14 protein-coding genes are annotated in these 17,575 nt (G+C 56.5%); 1 reads left to right on the top strand and 13 read right to left on the bottom strand.

Features of this window, described 5'->3' with window-relative positions; genetic code table 11:
- Nucleotides 1–36: 36 nt before the first annotated feature.
- The 7 genes from SK50_RS10040 to cmoM all read right to left on the bottom strand — a co-directional run bounded on the left by SK50_RS10040 (nucleotide 37) and on the right by cmoM (nucleotide 10,673).
- Nucleotides 37–684, bottom strand: coding sequence for an MBL fold metallo-hydrolase (locus tag SK50_RS10040; RefSeq protein ID WP_017693691.1), 648 nt, complete (start codon nucleotides 682–684; stop codon nucleotides 37–39).
- 20 nt (nucleotides 685–704) lie between these two features.
- Nucleotides 705–1,256, bottom strand: coding sequence for a YcbK family protein (locus tag SK50_RS10035; protein ID WP_003858202.1), 552 nt, complete (start codon nucleotides 1,254–1,256; stop codon nucleotides 705–707).
- A gap of 175 nt (nucleotides 1,257–1,431) precedes the next feature.
- Nucleotides 1,432–3,255 (bottom strand): L,D-transpeptidase, encoded by a 1,824-nt coding sequence (ldtD, locus tag SK50_RS10030; protein ID WP_017693692.1) that lies wholly within the window; start codon nucleotides 3,253–3,255, stop codon nucleotides 1,432–1,434.
- A 179-nt stretch (nucleotides 3,256–3,434) separates the two neighbouring features.
- Nucleotides 3,435–7,883, bottom strand: a complete 4,449-nt coding sequence (mukB, locus tag SK50_RS10025) for a chromosome partition protein MukB (RefSeq protein ID WP_048229350.1) — start codon at nucleotides 7,881–7,883, stop codon at nucleotides 3,435–3,437.
- The gene (mukE, locus tag SK50_RS10020; RefSeq protein ID WP_017384823.1) at nucleotides 7,883–8,587 is read right to left on the bottom strand and encodes a chromosome partition protein MukE; all 705 of its coding nucleotides are present in this window, start codon (nucleotides 8,585–8,587) and stop codon (nucleotides 7,883–7,885) included. Before mukE ends, mukB begins: the two co-directional genes overlap by 1 nt.
- On the bottom strand, nucleotides 8,568–9,890 hold the full coding sequence (gene mukF / locus SK50_RS10015; RefSeq protein ID WP_015570962.1) for a chromosome partition protein MukF: 1,323 nt from the start codon (nucleotides 9,888–9,890) through the stop codon (nucleotides 8,568–8,570). The genes mukE and mukF overlap by 20 nt, the downstream gene beginning before the upstream one ends.
- 3 nt (nucleotides 9,891–9,893) lie before the next feature.
- Nucleotides 9,894–10,673, bottom strand: coding sequence for a tRNA uridine 5-oxyacetic acid(34) methyltransferase CmoM (gene cmoM, locus SK50_RS10010; protein ID WP_003858212.1), 780 nt, complete (start codon nucleotides 10,671–10,673; stop codon nucleotides 9,894–9,896).
- 120 nt (nucleotides 10,674–10,793) lie between these two features.
- On the opposite strand from cmoM, the gene elyC reads away from it, so the two are divergent.
- Nucleotides 10,794–11,573, top strand: a complete 780-nt coding sequence (gene elyC / locus SK50_RS10005; protein ID WP_017693694.1) for an envelope biogenesis factor ElyC — start codon at nucleotides 10,794–10,796, stop codon at nucleotides 11,571–11,573.
- Here elyC and SK50_RS10000 read toward each other — a convergent pair.
- From SK50_RS10000 to msbA, 6 genes are all read right to left on the bottom strand, one after another.
- Nucleotides 11,550–12,443 carry a YcbJ family phosphotransferase gene (locus SK50_RS10000; RefSeq protein WP_003858216.1) on the bottom strand — a complete coding sequence of 298 codons (894 nt, stop codon included), beginning with the start codon at nucleotides 12,441–12,443 and terminating at the stop codon, nucleotides 11,550–11,552. The two genes, elyC and SK50_RS10000, sit on opposite strands and share 24 nt — an antisense overlap.
- A 142-nt stretch (nucleotides 12,444–12,585) precedes the next feature.
- Nucleotides 12,586–13,332: a 3-deoxy-manno-octulosonate cytidylyltransferase gene (gene kdsB / locus SK50_RS09995; protein WP_017693695.1), complete on the bottom strand. Its 747-nt coding sequence runs from the start codon at nucleotides 13,330–13,332 to the stop codon at nucleotides 12,586–12,588.
- Complete coding sequence (gene ycaR / locus SK50_RS09990) at nucleotides 13,329–13,511, bottom strand: protein YcaR (protein WP_003858220.1); 183 nt, start codon at nucleotides 13,509–13,511, stop codon at nucleotides 13,329–13,331. The genes kdsB and ycaR overlap by 4 nt, the downstream gene beginning before the upstream one ends.
- Before the next feature lie 45 nt (nucleotides 13,512–13,556).
- Entirely contained in the window at nucleotides 13,557–14,786 is a 1,230-nt protein-coding gene (locus SK50_RS09985; protein WP_032671220.1) for a winged helix-turn-helix domain-containing protein, read from the bottom strand.
- A gap of 43 nt (nucleotides 14,787–14,829) precedes the next feature.
- Nucleotides 14,830–15,807: a tetraacyldisaccharide 4'-kinase gene (gene lpxK, locus SK50_RS09980; protein ID WP_048229348.1), complete on the bottom strand. Its 978-nt coding sequence runs from the start codon at nucleotides 15,805–15,807 to the stop codon at nucleotides 14,830–14,832.
- Entirely contained in the window at nucleotides 15,804–17,552 is a 1,749-nt protein-coding gene (gene msbA, locus SK50_RS09975) for a lipid A ABC transporter ATP-binding protein/permease MsbA (protein ID WP_017693697.1), read from the bottom strand. The genes lpxK and msbA overlap by 4 nt, the downstream gene beginning before the upstream one ends.
- Between the last annotated feature and the right edge of the window lie 23 nt (nucleotides 17,553–17,575).

Raw genomic sequence — 17,575 nt, 5'->3', positions numbered from 1 at the left:
AGCCTGCATCGCGCAGGCTTTTTTATTTTACCGGGTTTACCAGACAGGCATTTCATCCTGAAGGAACGGGTTATGCAACCGCTCATCGCCCAGCGTCGACATTGGTCCGTGTCCAGGGATAAACGTCACATCATCACCTAACGGCAATAACTTCTGCTTAATCGACTGAATCAGTTGACCGTGATCGCCGCGTGGGAAATCGCTGCGTCCTACGCCCCCTTTGAAAATCACGTCACCGGAAATCAGCAGGCGCGACACGTCATCAAAGAAGACGATATGGCCGGGCGTATGCCCTGGGCAATGCAACACCTGTAAAGTTACATTCCCTACGTTAACGCGATCGCCTTCGTTCAGCCAGCGGTCCGGTGTCAGTGGCTGACAGTCATCCAGACCAAACATGCGGCTTTGGGCAGGTAGCCCCTGAAGCCAGAACTCATCTTCTTTTTCCGGGCCGATAATCGGCACACCGTAGTGTTCAGCCAGTTCTGCCGCTGCACCCACATGGTCGAGATGGCCATGGGTGAGTAAAATCTGCATCAGCGTTACACCGCTGGCAGCGACTTCTTGCTTGATTGTCCCTGCGTCTCCACCGGGATCGACAAGCGCGGCCAGTTTAGTTTGTTCACACCAGATCAATGAACAGTTCTGTGAGAACGCGGTAACCGGAATAATACGATAGTTCATACTGCTCCTGTGTTTCGTTATTACCAGTGCCGAACCGGCCCGGTATCAATATGCACAAAGTTGCTACGTGGGTAGTATCCTACACCACCTGCGCGCATAGATAACGCCGCTTTGCGAATATTGGCTAACGAAACGCCTTCAATATGGAAATCCATCGCCTGCCCTTTAGTGTGATAGCTTTTTTTCGCTACCCCACGGCTGTGGGCGCGCAGTTCATTGTTGGTATCCAGAGAGCGATAGCCAGAAATGAGTTGCACCGGCCTTTTGGTCCCCAGCAGTCCCTGCAAGCGGTAAAGCTGATCGAATAATCCAGGGTCGATGGCTTTGATTTTATTCGCGCGGAAATCACGGAAAAAATGGTTGAGTCTTGCTAATTCATCCTGAATATAGCCTCTGCCATCGAAAAATTCCGCTTTAAGCGTCTCACCAGTATGCAGATTGTTGAGCGTTAAAATACGCGGACGAGGTGTCGAGAGGGTGGCAAATGCTGGCGTCGGAAGGATGGCTGCTGCGCCCAGCGCAACGCCACCTAACGCCAGCAATTTGCGGCGATTAGCGTCAAATTTGTCCATGATAATCAGGTCTACAGGTAAAAGAAATTGTCAATATGCTTAGCGCACGAAGGGCACCATAACTGGCAAAGCCTGCTACGTCAAGGCACCCAACCCCAGTGAATACGCGGCTTGCAGACAGATCGCCTCATATTCACCATAACTTACGACAATCATTTTTACCGAACTACTTCATTTACCTGATTAATTGTTCCGCTTTTGGCAAAATTTGTGCGCCGGATCGCGCTGTCAGATCATAATTGTAAATATCTGTGCGATACTGGGTGCGTCCGTCCGCGCCTACAAACGCCGTCAGATAGTAAAGATTGACCGGAATATTGTGGCGAATATTGACGTAACGCGTATCCCCCTGCTTCAGGGCATCTGATATCCGCGCATCGTTCCAGCCTGCATCCTGCAACAGCATATTCGCCAGCTCGGAGGCCTTGTTCACCCGAACACAGCCCGAGCTGAGCGCGCGTGCATCTTTCTGGAACAGATTATGGTTCGGGGTATCATGCAGGTAGATAGCGTCCGAACTTGGCATATTGAATTTGTAACGTCCCAGCGAGTTATGGGCGCCCGGTGCCTGCTGGAAACGGAACGGCAGGTTCGATGGCGTAATCGTTGACCAGTCGACCATCCAGGGATCAATCGCTTCTTTGCTGTTCCAGCCCCGCATCACCGTATAGTTATGTCGCTCCAGATAACCCGGGTCATTCCATACCTTAGGCAGGATATCTTTGCGCGCCAGCGTCGGCGGCACGTTCCACGGCGGGTTAACCACCACGTTATTCAGCGCGCTGCTCATCATTGGCGTTTTACGGTCAGGTCGGCCGACAATCACGCGGGACGCCAGCACTTCGCTACCGTCCTGATAGTAGACCAGGGAGTACGCCGGAATGTTGACCATAATGCCGGTGGATAACGTGCCCGGCAGCAAGCGCAAGCGCTGGATATTCAACGCCAGCACCCCTGCCCGCTGGGCCGGAGAGACGTTCAGCCAGTCGCGAGTAGATGGACCAATCACGCCGTCAGCGCCAAGCCCCTGCCCAGCCTGGAACTGCTTCACTGCGGCGACCAGCTCGCGATCGTAAGCGGCGGGCTTATTGCTCAACGCAACGGCCGTTTTCTCTTTTACCGGCGCCGACGGGCTGACGACCGCATTTTGCGTCTCGTCACCGGGCAGCGCAATTTTAGGGCCGCTGTCGAGAATGCCGGAGCGTTTCATAATTTCGCGGATCGCAGGCACATCGCTGCTCCACTGCCCCGGACGCAGCGTTGTGGTGCCACGCAGCTGAGGCCACGGGCGGGAATCCGCAACCAGCTCAAGAAGCGACTGATGCATCGTGGCATATTGCGGATGGGCAGGCGCAAGGCTTGCGATAAAGCGCGGCAGTTCGCCGTTATCCAGCGACAGCTGCCACTGATTAATGACGGACAGCGCAGGCGTCGCCAGCTTGTACGGTTTACTGCTGTATAACCAGCGGTTGCCGTTCACCGAAATCCCCGCCACAAACTGTAAGTAGCCCATCATGGCATCAGACAGCACCACGTCACGCGCCTGTCCGGTAACGGCAGGGTCGGTCAGGAGCTCAACCCAGGTCGTGAACTGCGGCTGAAAACCTGCAATCGCCACTTCAGCCAGTTGCTGCTGGAAGGCACGTACCGCCTCGCGATTTTCCCACATCGGTTTCATATCGCGCGCAGCGTAAAGCAGCGTGAGCTGGTTAATATAAGCGGGAGTATAGCCCGAGGGCAGGCCGGTCATAAGCTGCTGGCGTAATGATTCAGTATCGATGCCTTCCGGCAGCGGTTTAATGCCGGCCATGATGGCCGTCGCCGGAGACTGATCCAGCGGTTGTGACAGCGACGTCGGCTGCGCGCCCATCGTCGCGGAGCTGTCAGTCGGTACAATTTCAGGCTCATCGGCCTGAGCGGTAAACAGTGGAGCAAACATCACTGTCAGGCACAAACTCAGCGCAGACAGCTGACGACCACGATTTTTCTTAAGCAACATCCCTTGCCCCCTGTTTTTCACGACATGCCCATTATTCTGGAGCTTTCCTTCAGTATAGAAAGGCATACTCGCTGCTGCCTTACCTTATGTAAAGAAGTTTAAAGATAACGCAGCCCTGAACACAAGTTAAGTGAATAAAAAAAGCGGCGCATGAGCGCCGCTATTTGTCGCACCCCGGGTTAAGAGGCGTCAGCCGTGCCCGGTAATGACTCCGGTGGCTGCGGGGCGAAACCACGCAGGCCCACGACGTGTACGTGTTCACTGTTCTGAAACACCTTACGCACCAGCTTATAGGTTGTCCCTTTTTCCGGACTGATGTTTTCCGGCGCCGCGATGATGAGCTGCATATCGAGTCGCTCGCAAAGCTCAAACAGCGTGGCGATGGAGCGGGCGTCGAGACGCGCGGCTTCATCGAGGAACAGCAGACGGCATGGCGAGATGTCTTTGCCGCGCAGACGACGCGCTTCATCTTCCCAGCTCTGCACCACCATCACCAGAATCGACATACCGGTACCGATGGCTTCACCGGTAGAGAGCGCACCGGATTCCGCGCGCAGCCAGCCGTCTGAGCCACGGTTAACCTCAACTTCCATTTCCAGATAGTTGCGGTAGTCCAGCAGCTCCTCGCCGATGGTTTGCGGCGTACGCTGGCCCATGTCAATCTGCGGATTCAGACGCTGATATAGCTTCGCCAGCGCTTCGGAGAAGGTCAGGCGGTTACTGTTGAACAGATCCTGATGCTGTTCTTGCTGTTCAGACAACACGTCCAGCAGCGTGGAGTGCGCCTCACGCACGTTCACGTTCAGCCGCACGCTGTTGACCTGGCCAAACGACACGCTTTGCAGGCCCTGGTTCAGCTGACGGATACGGTTCTGCTCGCGCTGAATGGTTTTACGAATAATATTCGCCACGCTGCGGGAGCTGATTGCCAGCTTCTGCTCGCGGGAGGTCAGCTCCTCCGTCAGTCGGCCCAGCTCGATCTCCATCTGTTCGATCGCTTCCACCGGATCGTCGGTACGGATGATGTCCTGACGAATACGCTCGCGTAAGTGCTGATAAACCGCCACGAAGAACTGAATTTTGCGCTCAGGACGCTTCGGATCTTCGGACATACGCAGCACGTCGCGCAGGTGTTCGTTATCCGCCACCGCCAGACGCAGCGCCCCCAGCGCCTTATCCGACATAGAGCGCAGTTCATCGGCTGACAGGTACGCCAGCTCGCGACGATGCAGACGACGCTCCACGTTGTTATCTTTCACCATGCGCATCACCGCGCACCACCCCGCCTTCGCGGTCACAACCTGTTCACGCATCTCATGATAGTCACGCTCCAGCTTGCGCAGGCGTCGCGTCAGGTTGTCCATCTCTGCTTCACAGAAGGTCAGCGCTTTTTCCAGCTGATTACGACGCGCGCGGTTGTTACTGAGCTGAGCATGCAGCTCATCGCGGCGAATACGCGCCCGCTCTTCTGCACCGCTGTCGGCGCGCACGCCGATGTCCTGCAACTCTTTATGCAGATCGTTTAACAGCTCTTTCTTGGTGTCGAAGGAGCTTTTCAGCGAGGCCATGACCTGGCTGTACTGGCTCAGCTGTGCGGCGTGAGTACGCATCGCTTCACGGGCGCGCGTACGCTCTGCTTCGGCCTGCTCAAGACGCTCGCGCAGCTTTTCATTAAGATCACTGTTCCCGCTCAGCATTTCTGCTGAATCGGAGTAGCCGAAGTGTGCGCGACGTTGCACCACTTCCGTCAGGGCAAACGCCTGCTGACGCGCTTCGCGCTGCACCTGCTGTGACCAGGCGTAATCTTCTTTTAACTGCTCAAACTGTTCCGGGTCGCTCTGGAGAACGGAAACCATCGGCTCCAGTTTTGCCAGCTGATTGCCGTGCTGCTGCACAAAGCGCGCCGCTTCCTGCGCTTCGTCCAGACGTTCCTGAATTTCGTCCACGCGGTCGGCGAGCGTATCGTCCGCCAGCAGGTTCAGGCGCGGCAGGATGCGGTTAAGGGCCGCAACGCCCTCTTTCGCCTGCTCGAACTGCACGCGGCTTTGCTGGTTGTCATTTTCATGGCTGGCAAGCGCACGCTCCAGCTCACCACGGCGGGTGTTGAGCTTGCGGATTTCAGCTTCCGGATCGGGCTCAAAGGCAACGCCCAGGTGGCTGCCGATAAAGCGGCTGAACGCCTGATGCAGACGCTGCGTTTTTTGAACATCAAACGACAGGGTTGCAAAACGTTCAGAAAGCGTTTCGCGCTCAGCGTGCAGGCTTTCAATACGGTTTTCACGCGCGGCGCGGCCAAACAGCGGCAGTTCCGGGAAGCGCGAATAGCGCCACTGGCGATCGGCGATTTTCACCACCACCGCTTTTTCCAGCTCGTCGACGCTGAATACGCTGTCATCAAACGACTGCGGATCCCCTTCGATGAGGTAGAGATCTTCCGGGCAGTCTTCCAGCCCTGCAAGCTGGTCCGAAATCAGCGACAGATCCGGCACCACAATCGCGTTACGGGATGGACCGTACAGCGCGGAGAAGTACGGCGCATCGTCCAGGCCGACATCGTCGTAAATTTCAGACAGCAGCACGCCGCCGAAACGCTCGGCTAAGGCATTCAGGCGCGGATCTTCTGAGCCGCCAGGCTGGCTTAAACGCTCGATCTCTTCATCGACGTCACGCTTGCGCGCACCCACTTCGTCACGCTCAACAATCGCTTCACGCTCGCGCTCCAGCAGCTGTTGCATGTACTCGGTGACGTCCTGGCTGGAGGCAAACTCCTGGCCACACTGTTCGCTGAGCTGGTTCAGGCTGCTTTGTGCAGCCAGCCAGATCGGCGCACGCTGTAAGAGCGTCTTCGAACGCGACTGAAGCTGTTCCAGCTCCTGACGCAGCGTCATGCGCTGTTCGCTGGCGTTCGATACGGTATCCGACAGGGCCGCAATACGCGCTTCCAGCTCCTGGTGCAGGGCCTCAAGCTCGTCGAAATCGTAATTTTTACCCTGACGCTTGCAGAATTCCGCCAGCAGACGCTCGGCTTCCTGCTGTTCACGCAGACGCTGTTCCAGCTCGTTCAGGCGCATGCGCAGCGGCTGCACCTGTTCGGCCAGATGGCGTTGATTGACGCCGTCGCGCAGCAGCTCACGGGCAACGTCCCACGCTTCGTTACGCGCCAGCGGACCGTTGATCGCCACCACCAGCTGGTACGCCTGCTCAAACTGGCTATGCGCCGTTTGCGCCACGCTCATTTTCTGATCGAGAGAAAGCAGTTTCTCAGTGGCTTCCTGCTCTTTGGCCTGGAAGGTATCCAGCCATTCGTCAGCGCTTTCCGGGGTCAGGTCCGGCAGATGGCACAGCTCTTTGGCACGCTGCAACGCCTGCAACGCCTGGTTGTACTGAATCGCACGCGTCTGCTGCACGTCCAGCGCCTGCTGGTAATCAGCAAGCTGGCTTTTCAGCTCATCCACTTCCAGCTCGGCGGCTTCCGCGCGGGCTTCGTTCTCTTCCTGCAATTCGGCAGCTTCGGCCACCACTTCATTTTGCTCTTCAAGACGAATTTGCAGCTCATCCAGATCGGCTTCATAGCGCTCGATTTTTTCCTGCTGACGCAGCGCGGTCTGCACCAGGTTCAGGTGATCGCTGGCCGCCTGGTAATCGGCTTCCAGATCCCCTTCCGCACCGTTGTGCTCGCCCAGTTCGCGCGCCATTTCGACATGCTTATACTGCTCAGCCACCAGCTGTTTGCGGGAGGTAAACAGCTCGCGGCGATACTCCAGCGCCTGGTCGAGATGAATACGGCGCTCGTTGGCGTGGCGCATATAGTCCGCCGCCACGTAGTTGGTGGCTTCGCTGATCAGGTGCTTAAACAGGTCGCGGTCAGACTGTGTGACGCGAATCGCTTCCAGCGTCATGCGGTTTTCACGCAGCGCGGCTTCCATATCCTGGAAGGCCTTACGCACGCCGCTGTTTTCCGGCAGCAGGTAGTCGCGCAGGGAGCGAGTAATGGCGCTGGAGATACCGCCGTACAGGGAGGCTTCAATCAGACGGTAGTATTTACTACGATCTGACGCGCTGCGCAGACGACGGGCTACCACGCCGAGATCGAACATCAGAGAGTGATAGTCGGTAATGGAGTTAAACTGCTTAAACTGCACGCCTTCGATAGCTTCCAGCTTGTCTTTCAGCTCCTGGAGCGTGAGGACGCGCGCCTGACGTTCATTCAGGGTTTCCGTCAGCAGCGCGGTCGGCTGTACGGAGGTTGGTAGTCCCTGGATCGCAAACGGTTTGATATCTACTTTACGGTCGCGGCCAGCAACCTGTTGCAGACGCACGCCTACAACCACGCGCTGATGGCGGGAGTTGATCACGTCCAGCACTGAATAACAGACGCCCGCTTTCAGCTTACCGTGCAGACCTTTATCACGAGAGCCGCTCGTGGCGCCCGCTTCAGTGGTGTTACGGAAGTGCAGCAGGGTCAGGTCAGGGATCAGCGCCGTCACGAAGGCCGCCATGGTGGTGGATTTACCCGCCCCGTTACCGCCGGAGAGCGTTGTCACCAGCTCATCCAGATCGAATGTTCGGGCAAAGAAGCCGTTCCAGTTGATCAGCGTTAGTGAGCGAAATTTACCGCGTTCAATCATTACTCTTCCTCCCCGCTATCCGGCTGATTCTCTTCGTGCTCGTCATTGAGCTGCAAATGGTTTTCCACCGGCATCGCTTCACCGTCACGGATCATGCGCAGCTGCGCTTCACGCGCATCGTCACCCGCACGCACGTCGGCGCCAAAACGGAAGACCGATTCGGTAATACGGAACTTGCTGCTGTCGTGACCCATGAACCAGACCATTCCCAGACGGCGCAGACGGTTCAGGGAAGAGCGAACTTTTTCCTGTAATTTCTGACGGTCCAGATCGGACCCCGTTGAGCGGTTATTCACCAGCTTGAGCAGCTTGCTTTCATCCGCCAGCGACAGCAGCTCATCGTAAAGCTCCTGCTGGGTGAAGATCCCTTCATTCGCCAGACGTTCCGGGCTGAGATAGAGGTAGCAGAGAATTTTGCCGACCATCATATCCAGTTCGGAAAGCACCGAGCGCGGAATAAGCGTGGTAGAGCGCGGACGCAGGTAGAAAAAACCTTCCGGCGCGCGGATCAGCTCAACGTTATAGCGAGCGTAAAACTCTTCCAGGTACTCCTGAAAGTCCATCAAAAAGGCGTGATTATCCAGCTCGTCAAGGCCAATGTGACGACCGGCACGCAGCTGGCTATCCAGCGCCGGAAACAACGGATTCGCCAGCGCCTGTGCCAGCTTAACTGGCATCACGTGTTCAATATTTGTCAATGACATGCGCCTGTACCTTGGCTCCGTAATCGTTAATCGGCTGCCACTTCGGCGGCAGTCCGGTGAAATCGGCTTGTGCGATGCCCAGGCGCACCGCCTGGTCTACAACAATGCGGGCAACATCGAAGTGGCGCGCGCGCGGATACTGCGCCAGATAGTCGCGTACCACGAGGCCAAGATCCAGCGGTGCTTGTCTGGTTTTGTAGACAGCGAGCTGTTCTTCGATCATCGCCGCAAGCTGCTCGCGAATTTCGTTAAATTCTTCGTATTCCAGATCCGGCGGCAGTTCACCGGTGACCTCTTCATCACGCAGCGCCATCTCTTCGTCGCGCATATCCAGCAGACGATCGGCGTTGGCGTAGGTCAGCGCCCACGGCGCATCGAAATAGGTCTGTACCGACTGGCGCAGACGTTGAGCAAAGACGCGATTCTTATCCATATCGATGGCGGTACGGATAAATTTATGCACGTGGCGGTCGTAACCGATCCACAGGTCGATCGACTGCTGGCCCCAGCTGATAATGCGGTCAAGCTTGCTCTGCAAATCAAACACCAGACGGTCGATAAAATGCAGATCGTCGTGCGCCATCGTCGCGTCCTGAATGCGTAGCAGATTAGCCTGTAGCTTATCTCCCGCCGCCTCCAGCGTATCCTGCAACTCACGCAGCGTACCGGACGTTTCTGACAGCAAGAGTTCACAGCTGGAGATGGCCGCACGCCAGTCTTTATTAAGCAGTTGAGCGATATCGTCTTTCACCTGCTGCTGCTGTTCGTCCATCAGACGTTGAGTCAGATCGATACTGTCGAAAATCTCGGCAACCGAATATTTCAGCGGCGCGTAAACGTTGCGATGCCAGTGGAATTCGTCACCGTTTTCATCAGCCGCGTCAGCGGCACGCTTCAGCTCGCCTGCAACAATAGAGAGCTGCATGGAGAGACGCAGCGTGGAAAATTCGCGCTGGCGGATGTAATAGTCGGTAATGCCAATACCCAGTGGCGTAAGACGATAGATGGCGTTTCCTTCCGCCTGCTCGCTGGTAAAGCGGTTCAGCAGACGTTGACGCACCATATCATTGATTGCGTTGTTGGCACGCACGCTAATGGTTTCGCTGGTTTGCTCAAACGCATCACTGACGTGGCGGAACGCATCCACCAGTTCGCCTTCACTCATTTCGCCATCCAGGCGTTCGCCGTTTAGCGTCGCAACCGCCAGCAGGAATGAGAGTCTGTCTACCGGCAGCGAGATGGAGAAATCGTTTTTCCTGGCCCAGGCAACCAGTTCGGGGACTGTCTGGGAAAATTCACTCATAGATTATCCTTGCATCTGCGGCTTGCGCGCGGTGACGTGTATATAGCGGCCAAGGCTCAGATAAGGCTCCTGGCGGCAGTACCGCGTCTCTATTTCTGTTAAGGCGTCTAAACAGTCATCCTGTTTTTGTTTATCACGCAGATAATCATGAAACACCCTCACGCCGGTTTTGCCGGTAATTTCCCAACCGATCTCCTCCAGCCAGCCATAGACCTGCTGCGGTTCACGGGGGAAATCCGGTGAAAGCGTGCGTCGTTTCTTTTTATACATGCCCTGCTGTACATAGCCAAAATTGCCGACCAGCACGTTTCGCATTAGCAGGCCGTTGGCATTGTAAAACATCAGCGATAACGCACCGCCCGGGCGCAACATCGACCACAGCGTTTTTAACATCGCTTGTGGTTCGGCGATCCATTCGAGCACAGCATGAAACAATATCAGATCAACCTGCGTTTCCAAATGCTGCGGAATGTCCTGAGCGGCGCAATGTATAAAATGCATGTTGTCGCTCACACCTTTCTCTTCTGCCGCTCGCCCTGCGCGCGCAACCATCTCGGCAGAAAGATCGCAAAGCGTGACGTGATGTCCCCGCTGCGCCATCAGAATTGCAGTCTGACCTTCCCCACCGCCGGCATCCAGCACGCGCAACGGTCGGTCACCGAATTCAGCCAGCAGCTTGTCCAGATCCTGCCAGAGGATCGTCTGACGAAGCTGACCTTTGGTGGTGCCATAAATGTTGCGCGAAAACTTTTCCGCGATGTCATCAAAATTGCGATCCCGCATTGGGAGGGTTCCACTCACTGCAAAACCGCTATTTTGTCACACCCGCGCGGAGAATGAACCACTCTGGTGTAATATCACCGACAATCGCCTGCTGTATGGTTAAAAAAGGAACCAAAAAGGATGCTTTTTACCCTAAAAAAATATATCGGAGGCATGATGCTTCCCCTTCCCCTGCTGTTGCTTCTCATCGCGCTGGGGCTGGCATTGATATGGTTTAGCCGCTTTCAGAAAAGCGGTAAATCCCTCGTTACCGTGGGCTGGCTGGCGCTGCTGTTACTCAGCCTGCAACCGGTCGCTGACGGTTTATTACGTCCGATTGAAAACACCTACCCGACATGGCAGGGAAATCAGAAGGTGGACTATATCGTCGTGCTGGGCGGCGGGTATACCTGGGATCCGAACTGGGCGCCCAGCTCGAACCTGATCAACAACAGCCTGCCGCGCCTGAACGAGGGGATCCGCCTGTGGCTGGCCAATCCTGGATCGAAGATGATCTTCACGGGCGCTGCGGCAAAAACCAACCCGGTCAGTACCGCTGAAGCAGGAGCAAGAGTGGCTGAATCGCTTGGCGTACCACGTTCCGCCATCATCACGCTGGATAGCCCAAAAGATACCGAAGAAGAGGCGGCGGCGGTGAAACAGGCCATCGGTGATGTACCGTTCCTGCTGGTGACCTCTGCTTCACACCTGCCGCGCGCAATGATTTTCTTTGAGAAGCAGGGCCTGCATCCGCTTCCTGCTCCGGCAAACCAGATGGCTATTGACGCCCCGCTCAATCCGTGGGAACGGATAATCCCGTCCCCGGTATGGCTGATGCACAGCGATCGCGTCGGCTACGAGACGCTTGGCCGCCTCTGGCAGTGGCTCAAAGGTTCGTCAGGCAAGCCAGGGCAGGAGTGATTTTGCGGCCAGATCGAAACTGGCGCGATTAAAGCGCCCGGTGTTGACCAGCTGCGCCACCTCATCCCAGAGAAGATAGAGCCAGCGTCGCCAGAGAAAGGCCTCCGCAACAGGGGCGCGCTGAAGATAGTGCCAGAGCAAATCTTCCGCCGCCCCGCCCTCGCTCAGCCTGAACAGTTCGTACTCGCGCGGCGCCCAGAGCATGATCCCCGGCCCGACCATCGCCAGCAGCTGGTCGCTGCGCGAGTCTTTAAGCATACTGCGCAGCGTGAAATTGCCGTGAACCAGCACGCAGTTGTCGTTAAAGCCCTCAAACAGCGTCGGCAGACACTCCCGGGTGCGGAATAAAATACGTTTGTCCTGCATCGTTAAACCGGTGTTGTTGAACTGGTTCAGCGTGCCCCACAGCACTTCAACACGCTGGCGATACCACAGCGGCCACAGGTTTTCCTGCGTGCTGTCCACCGCGCCAACAAGACCCCGGCTGTCCTGCCGATGCCAGGCAAGCAGAGCCTCGACAATCTGATCTTTCAGCTGTTCCCAGCGCTCCGGTGTACGCGTCGGGGCTTCAACAGAAACCCCGCGTAAACGCTCGATAAGCAGAACATCCGGGCCGGGATGCTCCTCATGGGTCATCACGCCGTAGACCGTCGGCATGCGGACAGTCCCTTCCCGCGCCAGCATCGACATTTTCCAGGCCAGCTGTCTGGCGACGCCCGGCGAGGTAAAACTTCTGGCCATCAGCGGCATGGGGTTTCCCTGACTGTCGTACAACGACCAGAGTGCGGTGTCGGCCTTTTCATTCACGCATTCCACCCGGCTTAGCTTTTCGCCAAGGAGATGGCTGAGTTCAGCACGCAGCTGTTCCATATGAGATTACCCTCATTAAGACTACTGCTTTTATAATGAGCGCGCGAAACCCGGATGTCACCCGGTAGAGATCAATAATGAAAAAGAAAAGGAAAATAGCCTGGCGGGAGAGCATCCCCCCAGACGAGGGGATGCCAGCGAATTAACGCATTTCGACGCGTACGCGCTCGAGATCTTCAGGGGTATCCACGCCGGTGCCTGGGATTTCCTGGGCAACCGCAACGTGAATTTTCTCGCCGTACCACAGCACGCGAAGCTGTTCGAGCATTTCAATATGCTCCAGCGGGCTTGGTGCCCAGACGACGTAGCGACGAATAAAGCCGGCGCGGTAGCCGTAAATACCGATGTGGCGCAGGAAGGTTTCGCCGATTGTCTCTTTCGATTGCGCGAAACGATCGCGATCCCACGGAATGGTGGCGCGGGAGAAATAGAGCGCGTAGCCCTCTGCGTCCATGACCACTTTCACCGCATTCGGATTGAACGCCTCTTCAGCGTGGTGAATCGGCACCGCGAGGGTCGCCATCCCGACCTGACGCTGAGCCAGGTTGTCGGCCACCTGACGGATAATCGCCGCCGGGATCATCGGCTCATCGCCCTGCACGTTCACAATCACCGTCTCGTCGCTGAAACCGCATTTTTCGACGACTTCCGCCAGGCGCTCGGTGCCTGACTGATGATCGGCACGGGTCATGCACACTTCCCCACCCGCGGCCTCAACCGCGCGCGCAACATCCGGGTGATCGGTGGCGACGATGACGCGTCCGGCGCCCGATTCGCGTGCCCGTTCAAGGACATGCACAATCATCGGTTTGCCATTGATATCCACCAGCGGTTTACCTGGCAGGCGCGTTGAAGCATAACGCGCAGGGATAATGACAACAAAACTCATGGTTTGATCTCTTCTGCCACCAGGGAACGGGCTTCATTTTCCAGCAGGACCGGAATACCGTCACGCAGCGGGAACGCCAGGCTGTCCAGTTTGCAAATCAGCTCTTGTTTATCCTGGCTGTAATACAGTTTGCCGTTGCACACCGGGCAGGCAATAATTTCAAGTAAACGGTGATCCATAGTTCCTCCGTATGGGTAATCGCTAAAGCTTATCACATTCCCTTTTCAGGGAGTGCCTGTTTCCCAGCCACCTCGACAGGTCGTAAACAGCCCCGCAGGCACGCGACCGAGTACAATTTCATGCGCCCCCTGCCAGCGGGCAAATTCACTGAGCGCAGTCGTTAACCCTTTTTCCAGGCCAGCCGTCACCTTTATGCCCTCTTCAAGCCAGAGCGCGATAATTTCAAGCATGCCGGTTTTACGGTGCATTTTAGCGTCCATGCGCCCGACTAGCTGGCCTTTGTGCAGCAGCGGCAAAACAAAATAACCATACTGCCGCCTGGGCGCCGGAGTGTAGCATTCCAGACGGTAGCTGAAATTAAACAACTGCCCGGCCCGCTTTCTGTCCCAGACAACGGGGTCGAACGGCGACAGCACGGCACTGTGGGTCGCCTGGAGTTTGCCCTCCTGCGCCTGCGCCAGCAGAGGGAACAAATCCGCATGCAACCACATTTCACCTAACGACTCTACCGAGACCGGCATGACGCGCTGTTCGCGCTGCCACGATTCCAGCAGTGGTTTTAGCTGCGGCTGACGCAGACGATAATAATCCGCCAGCCACTGTGGACGGAAGATGCCAAGGCTGCGGGCGCTATTCCCGAGCATGATGGCTTCGGCAGCGTCCTGAGACAGCAGGTCACGCGTATCGTCCCAGTGAGGCATAACGCGGTGTGTGAGGTCATAGACGCGCTGAAAGTTGCGACGCTCGACCACCATCACTTTGCCCGACGTAAACAGCCCTTCAAGATGGCGTTTGTGCGGTTTCCACTCCCACCATCCGCTTGCGCCTTTTCGCGGGTGTTCAAAATCCGCGGAGCGTACCGGCCCGTTTTCCTGAATATGGGCAATCAGTTGCTCTATTTCATCCGCGTGTTCCACCATCCACTCCTGACGGTATTTCCAGCCCATTTTGTCCGGGGCGAGCATGCGGTGACGCACCAGTGCAAAATCGCTGCGCGGGAGAAAACAGGCTTCGTGCGCCCAGTATTCCATCAGTTCGCCCTGACTTAGCGCATTATCCAGCCACTGCGGAGGATAGTTTCCCAGGCGGCTAAACAGGACCAGATACGGGCTACGCGCCACGATGTTAATGGTGTCGATTTGCAGCAACGACATGCGTTGCACGGTAGAGAGGATATCCGCTGGCTGCGCGCGGCGACGGGGCTTTTTCAGAAGCCCCTGGGCGGCAAGATGCAAGTTTCGTGCGGCTGCAAGTGAGAGTTGCGGTAGAGACATGCGTTTTCCTGTCAGTCAAAGCGCCACCGGAACCGCGTAGAAGTTACTGCACTAACGCGAGCAGTTCCTTGAGCAAATGTTCCGGCTGTTCGCCGCTGAGTTCAGCGTCAACCGGCAGATACCACCAGTTTTCTTTCGCAAAGGCCCGGCATTTTACCGCGTCTTTTTCCGTCATGATCAGCGTCTGTCCCGGCGTTGCCAGCCTTTCAACCTCTTCGGCAACTAACGCCTGGTGATCGGCGAGCGGCACCCGTTTATCAAGCTTTGCGCCGCACTGCTCCAGCGTTGCGAAGAAACGCGGCGGATGACCTATACCGGCCATCGCAACCAGATGTTCCAGTTGCGCGACGTCTTTACGCACGCCGGTCAACATATTCACGGCCTGTCCGGGACGAAGATGCATCGGGATTTCGCCCGCTCTGGCTTCACCACCGTTTACAATCACAGCATCGACGCTCTTCAGGCGCGACGCACGCTCACGCATTGGACCGGCTGGCAGCCAGCAGCCGTTGCCAAAACGCCGCACGCCGTCAATGACCACGATCTCTTTGTCACGCGCCAGCGCGTAATGCTGCAAACCATCATCGGTAATAACGATTTGTACGTCATGCTCCGCAAGCAGTGCCTTTACGGCATCACTGCGCACCGGCGATACCGCAACCGGCGCGCCTGTACGCTGGTAAATCAGTACCGGCTCATCGCCGGCTTCAGCGGTTGTCGTAGCTGGGCTCAGCACCAGTGGATACTGCGCCGCTTTACCACCGTAACCGCGTGAGACAACTCCCGGGCGGATACCGCGCCTCTGGAGCTGTTCTACCAGCCAGATCACCACCGGGGTTTTGCCGTTTCCACCCGCCGTCAGGTTGCCGACCACCACCACCGGTACCGGTGCGCGCCAGGCGCGCTTGATCCCGAGGCGATAAAGCAGACGAATAGCACCGCTCACCAGGCCATACAGCCAGGAGAGCGGGAGAAGCAGCACCCACAGAGGGGATTCCCCCGACCAGATGCGTGCAATCATTGACCGAACTGCATTTTATGAAGCTGCGCGTAAACACCACGCTGTTCCAGCAGGTCCGCATGGCTGCCGCGTTCAACGATCACGCCATCTTCCACCACCACGATTTCGTCAGCCTGTTCGATGGTCGACAGACGGTGCGCAATAACCAGCGAGGTACGGTTTTTCTGTAATTCATCCAGAGCCGACTGGATAGCTCGTTCAGATTCCGTATCCAGTGCGGACGTTGCTTCATCGAGGATCAGAATCGGGCTGTTGCGCAGCAGCGCACGGGCAATCGCGATACGCTGACGCTGACCACCTGAGAGCAGCACCCCGTTTTCGCCAATGATCGTATCCAGACCGTTATCCATTTTGTTAATGAAGTCCATCGCATAGGCCATACGCGCCGCATTCTCAATCTCTTCACGGCTGTACTCTTCGGTACGGGCATACGCAATGTTGTTCGCCACTGTATCGTTGAACAGATGCACGTTCTGCGAGACCAGCGCGACCTGGTTACGCAGCGACTGGAGGGTATATTCCCGCAGGTCGTGACCATCAAGCAGGATCTCGCCCTGGTCGATATCGTAGAAACGGGTAATCAGGCTGGCAATGGTCGACTTGCCCGAACCGGAACGACCGACCAGCGCAACGGTTTTACCCGCCGGGATGGACAGGCTGATATCACGCAGCGCCGGCACTTCGCGGCCTGGATAGGTAAAGGTGACGTTACGGAATTCCAGGTCGCCTTTAGCGCGCTCGATCACGCGTGTACCTTCATCTTTTTCCTGTTCGGAATCGAGGATGCTGAACAGCGTCTGACAGGCTGCCATCCCGCGCTGGAACTGGGCGTTGACGTTAGTCAGCGATTTCAGCGGACGCATCAGCGCAATCATGGATGAGAACACCACCGTAATGGTACCCGCAGTCAGGGTTTCCATGACGCTCGGGAAACTGGCGGCATACAGGACGAAGGCCAGGGCCAGAGAGGCAATCAGCTGAATGATCGGATCGGAAATCGACGAGGCCGATACCATTTTCATTCCTTGCAGGCGCATTCTGTTGCTGACCTTGTCAAAGCGTTTGGTTTCGACTTCCTGACCGCCGAAAATCAACACTTCCTTATGGCCTTTCAGCATCTGCTCGGCGCTGGTAGTCACCTGCCCCATCGTATTCTGCATATTTTTACTGATGTTGCGAAAACGCTTTGATACCACGCGGATCGCGATGGAGACAATCGGCGCCAGCACAATAAGGATCAGCGACAGTTGCCAGCTGTAATAGAACATCATCGCGAACAGGCCGATGATGGATGCGCCTTCACGCACAACGGTAATCAGTGCGCTGGAAGAGGACGACGCCACCTGCTCTGAATCGTAGGTAATACGCGACAGCAGGGTGCCGGTTGACTGTTTGTCAAAGAATGAGACCGGCATCCCCATCATATGACTGAATAATCGACGGCGCATGGTCATCACCACTTTACCGGATACCCAGGAGATGCAGTAGCTGGATACATAGCTGGAGATTCCGCGTAAGATCATCAGCCCAATAACCACCAGCGGCATCCATAGCAGCACTGAACGATCCGTTTTACCGAAACCGTCATCCAGTAACGGTTTGAGAAGCGATAACATAAACGTATCGCTGGCTGCGTTGAGGATTAACGCTACGCCCGCCACGATCAAGCCTGTTTTGAAAGGAGCAATCATCGGCCAGAGCCGGCGGAACGTTTGCCACGTGGAGAGATCTTTGTCGTTATGCATTCAAAAAACCAGCATTTGTTGAA

This window comes from Enterobacter sp. BWH64, from assembly GCF_001037645.1.
Taxonomy (GTDB): domain Bacteria; phylum Pseudomonadota; class Gammaproteobacteria; order Enterobacterales; family Enterobacteriaceae; genus Enterobacter; species Enterobacter hormaechei_C.
This window is presented reverse-complemented; position numbering and strand designations above follow the sequence as displayed.

Coding starts and splice junctions, on each gene's coding strand:
- SK50_RS10040 (WP_017693691.1), bottom strand. CDS start 684: ATGAACTATCGTATTATTCCGGTTACCGCGTTCTCACAGAACTGTTCA.
- SK50_RS10035 (WP_003858202.1), bottom strand. CDS start 1,256: ATGGACAAATTTGACGCTAATCGCCGCAAATTGCTGGCGTTAGGTGGC.
- ldtD (WP_017693692.1), bottom strand. CDS start 3,255: ATGTTGCTTAAGAAAAATCGTGGTCGTCAGCTGTCTGCGCTGAGTTTG.
- mukB (WP_048229350.1), bottom strand. CDS start 7,883: ATGATTGAACGCGGTAAATTTCGCTCACTAACGCTGATCAACTGGAAC.
- mukE (WP_017384823.1), bottom strand. CDS start 8,587: ATGTCATTGACAAATATTGAACACGTGATGCCAGTTAAGCTGGCACAG.
- mukF (WP_015570962.1), bottom strand. CDS start 9,890: ATGAGTGAATTTTCCCAGACAGTCCCCGAACTGGTTGCCTGGGCCAGG.
- cmoM (WP_003858212.1), bottom strand. CDS start 10,673: ATGCGGGATCGCAATTTTGATGACATCGCGGAAAAGTTTTCGCGCAAC.
- elyC (WP_017693694.1), top strand. CDS start 10,794: ATGCTTTTTACCCTAAAAAAATATATCGGAGGCATGATGCTTCCCCTT.
- SK50_RS10000 (WP_003858216.1), bottom strand. CDS start 12,443: ATGGAACAGCTGCGTGCTGAACTCAGCCATCTCCTTGGCGAAAAGCTA.
- kdsB (WP_017693695.1), bottom strand. CDS start 13,332: ATGAGTTTTGTTGTCATTATCCCTGCGCGTTATGCTTCAACGCGCCTG.
- ycaR (WP_003858220.1), bottom strand. CDS start 13,511: ATGGATCACCGTTTACTTGAAATTATTGCCTGCCCGGTGTGCAACGGC.
- SK50_RS09985 (WP_032671220.1), bottom strand. CDS start 14,786: ATGTCTCTACCGCAACTCTCACTTGCAGCCGCACGAAACTTGCATCTT.
- lpxK (WP_048229348.1), bottom strand. CDS start 15,807: ATGATTGCACGCATCTGGTCGGGGGAATCCCCTCTGTGGGTGCTGCTT.
- msbA (WP_017693697.1), bottom strand. CDS start 17,552: ATGCATAACGACAAAGATCTCTCCACGTGGCAAACGTTCCGCCGGCTC.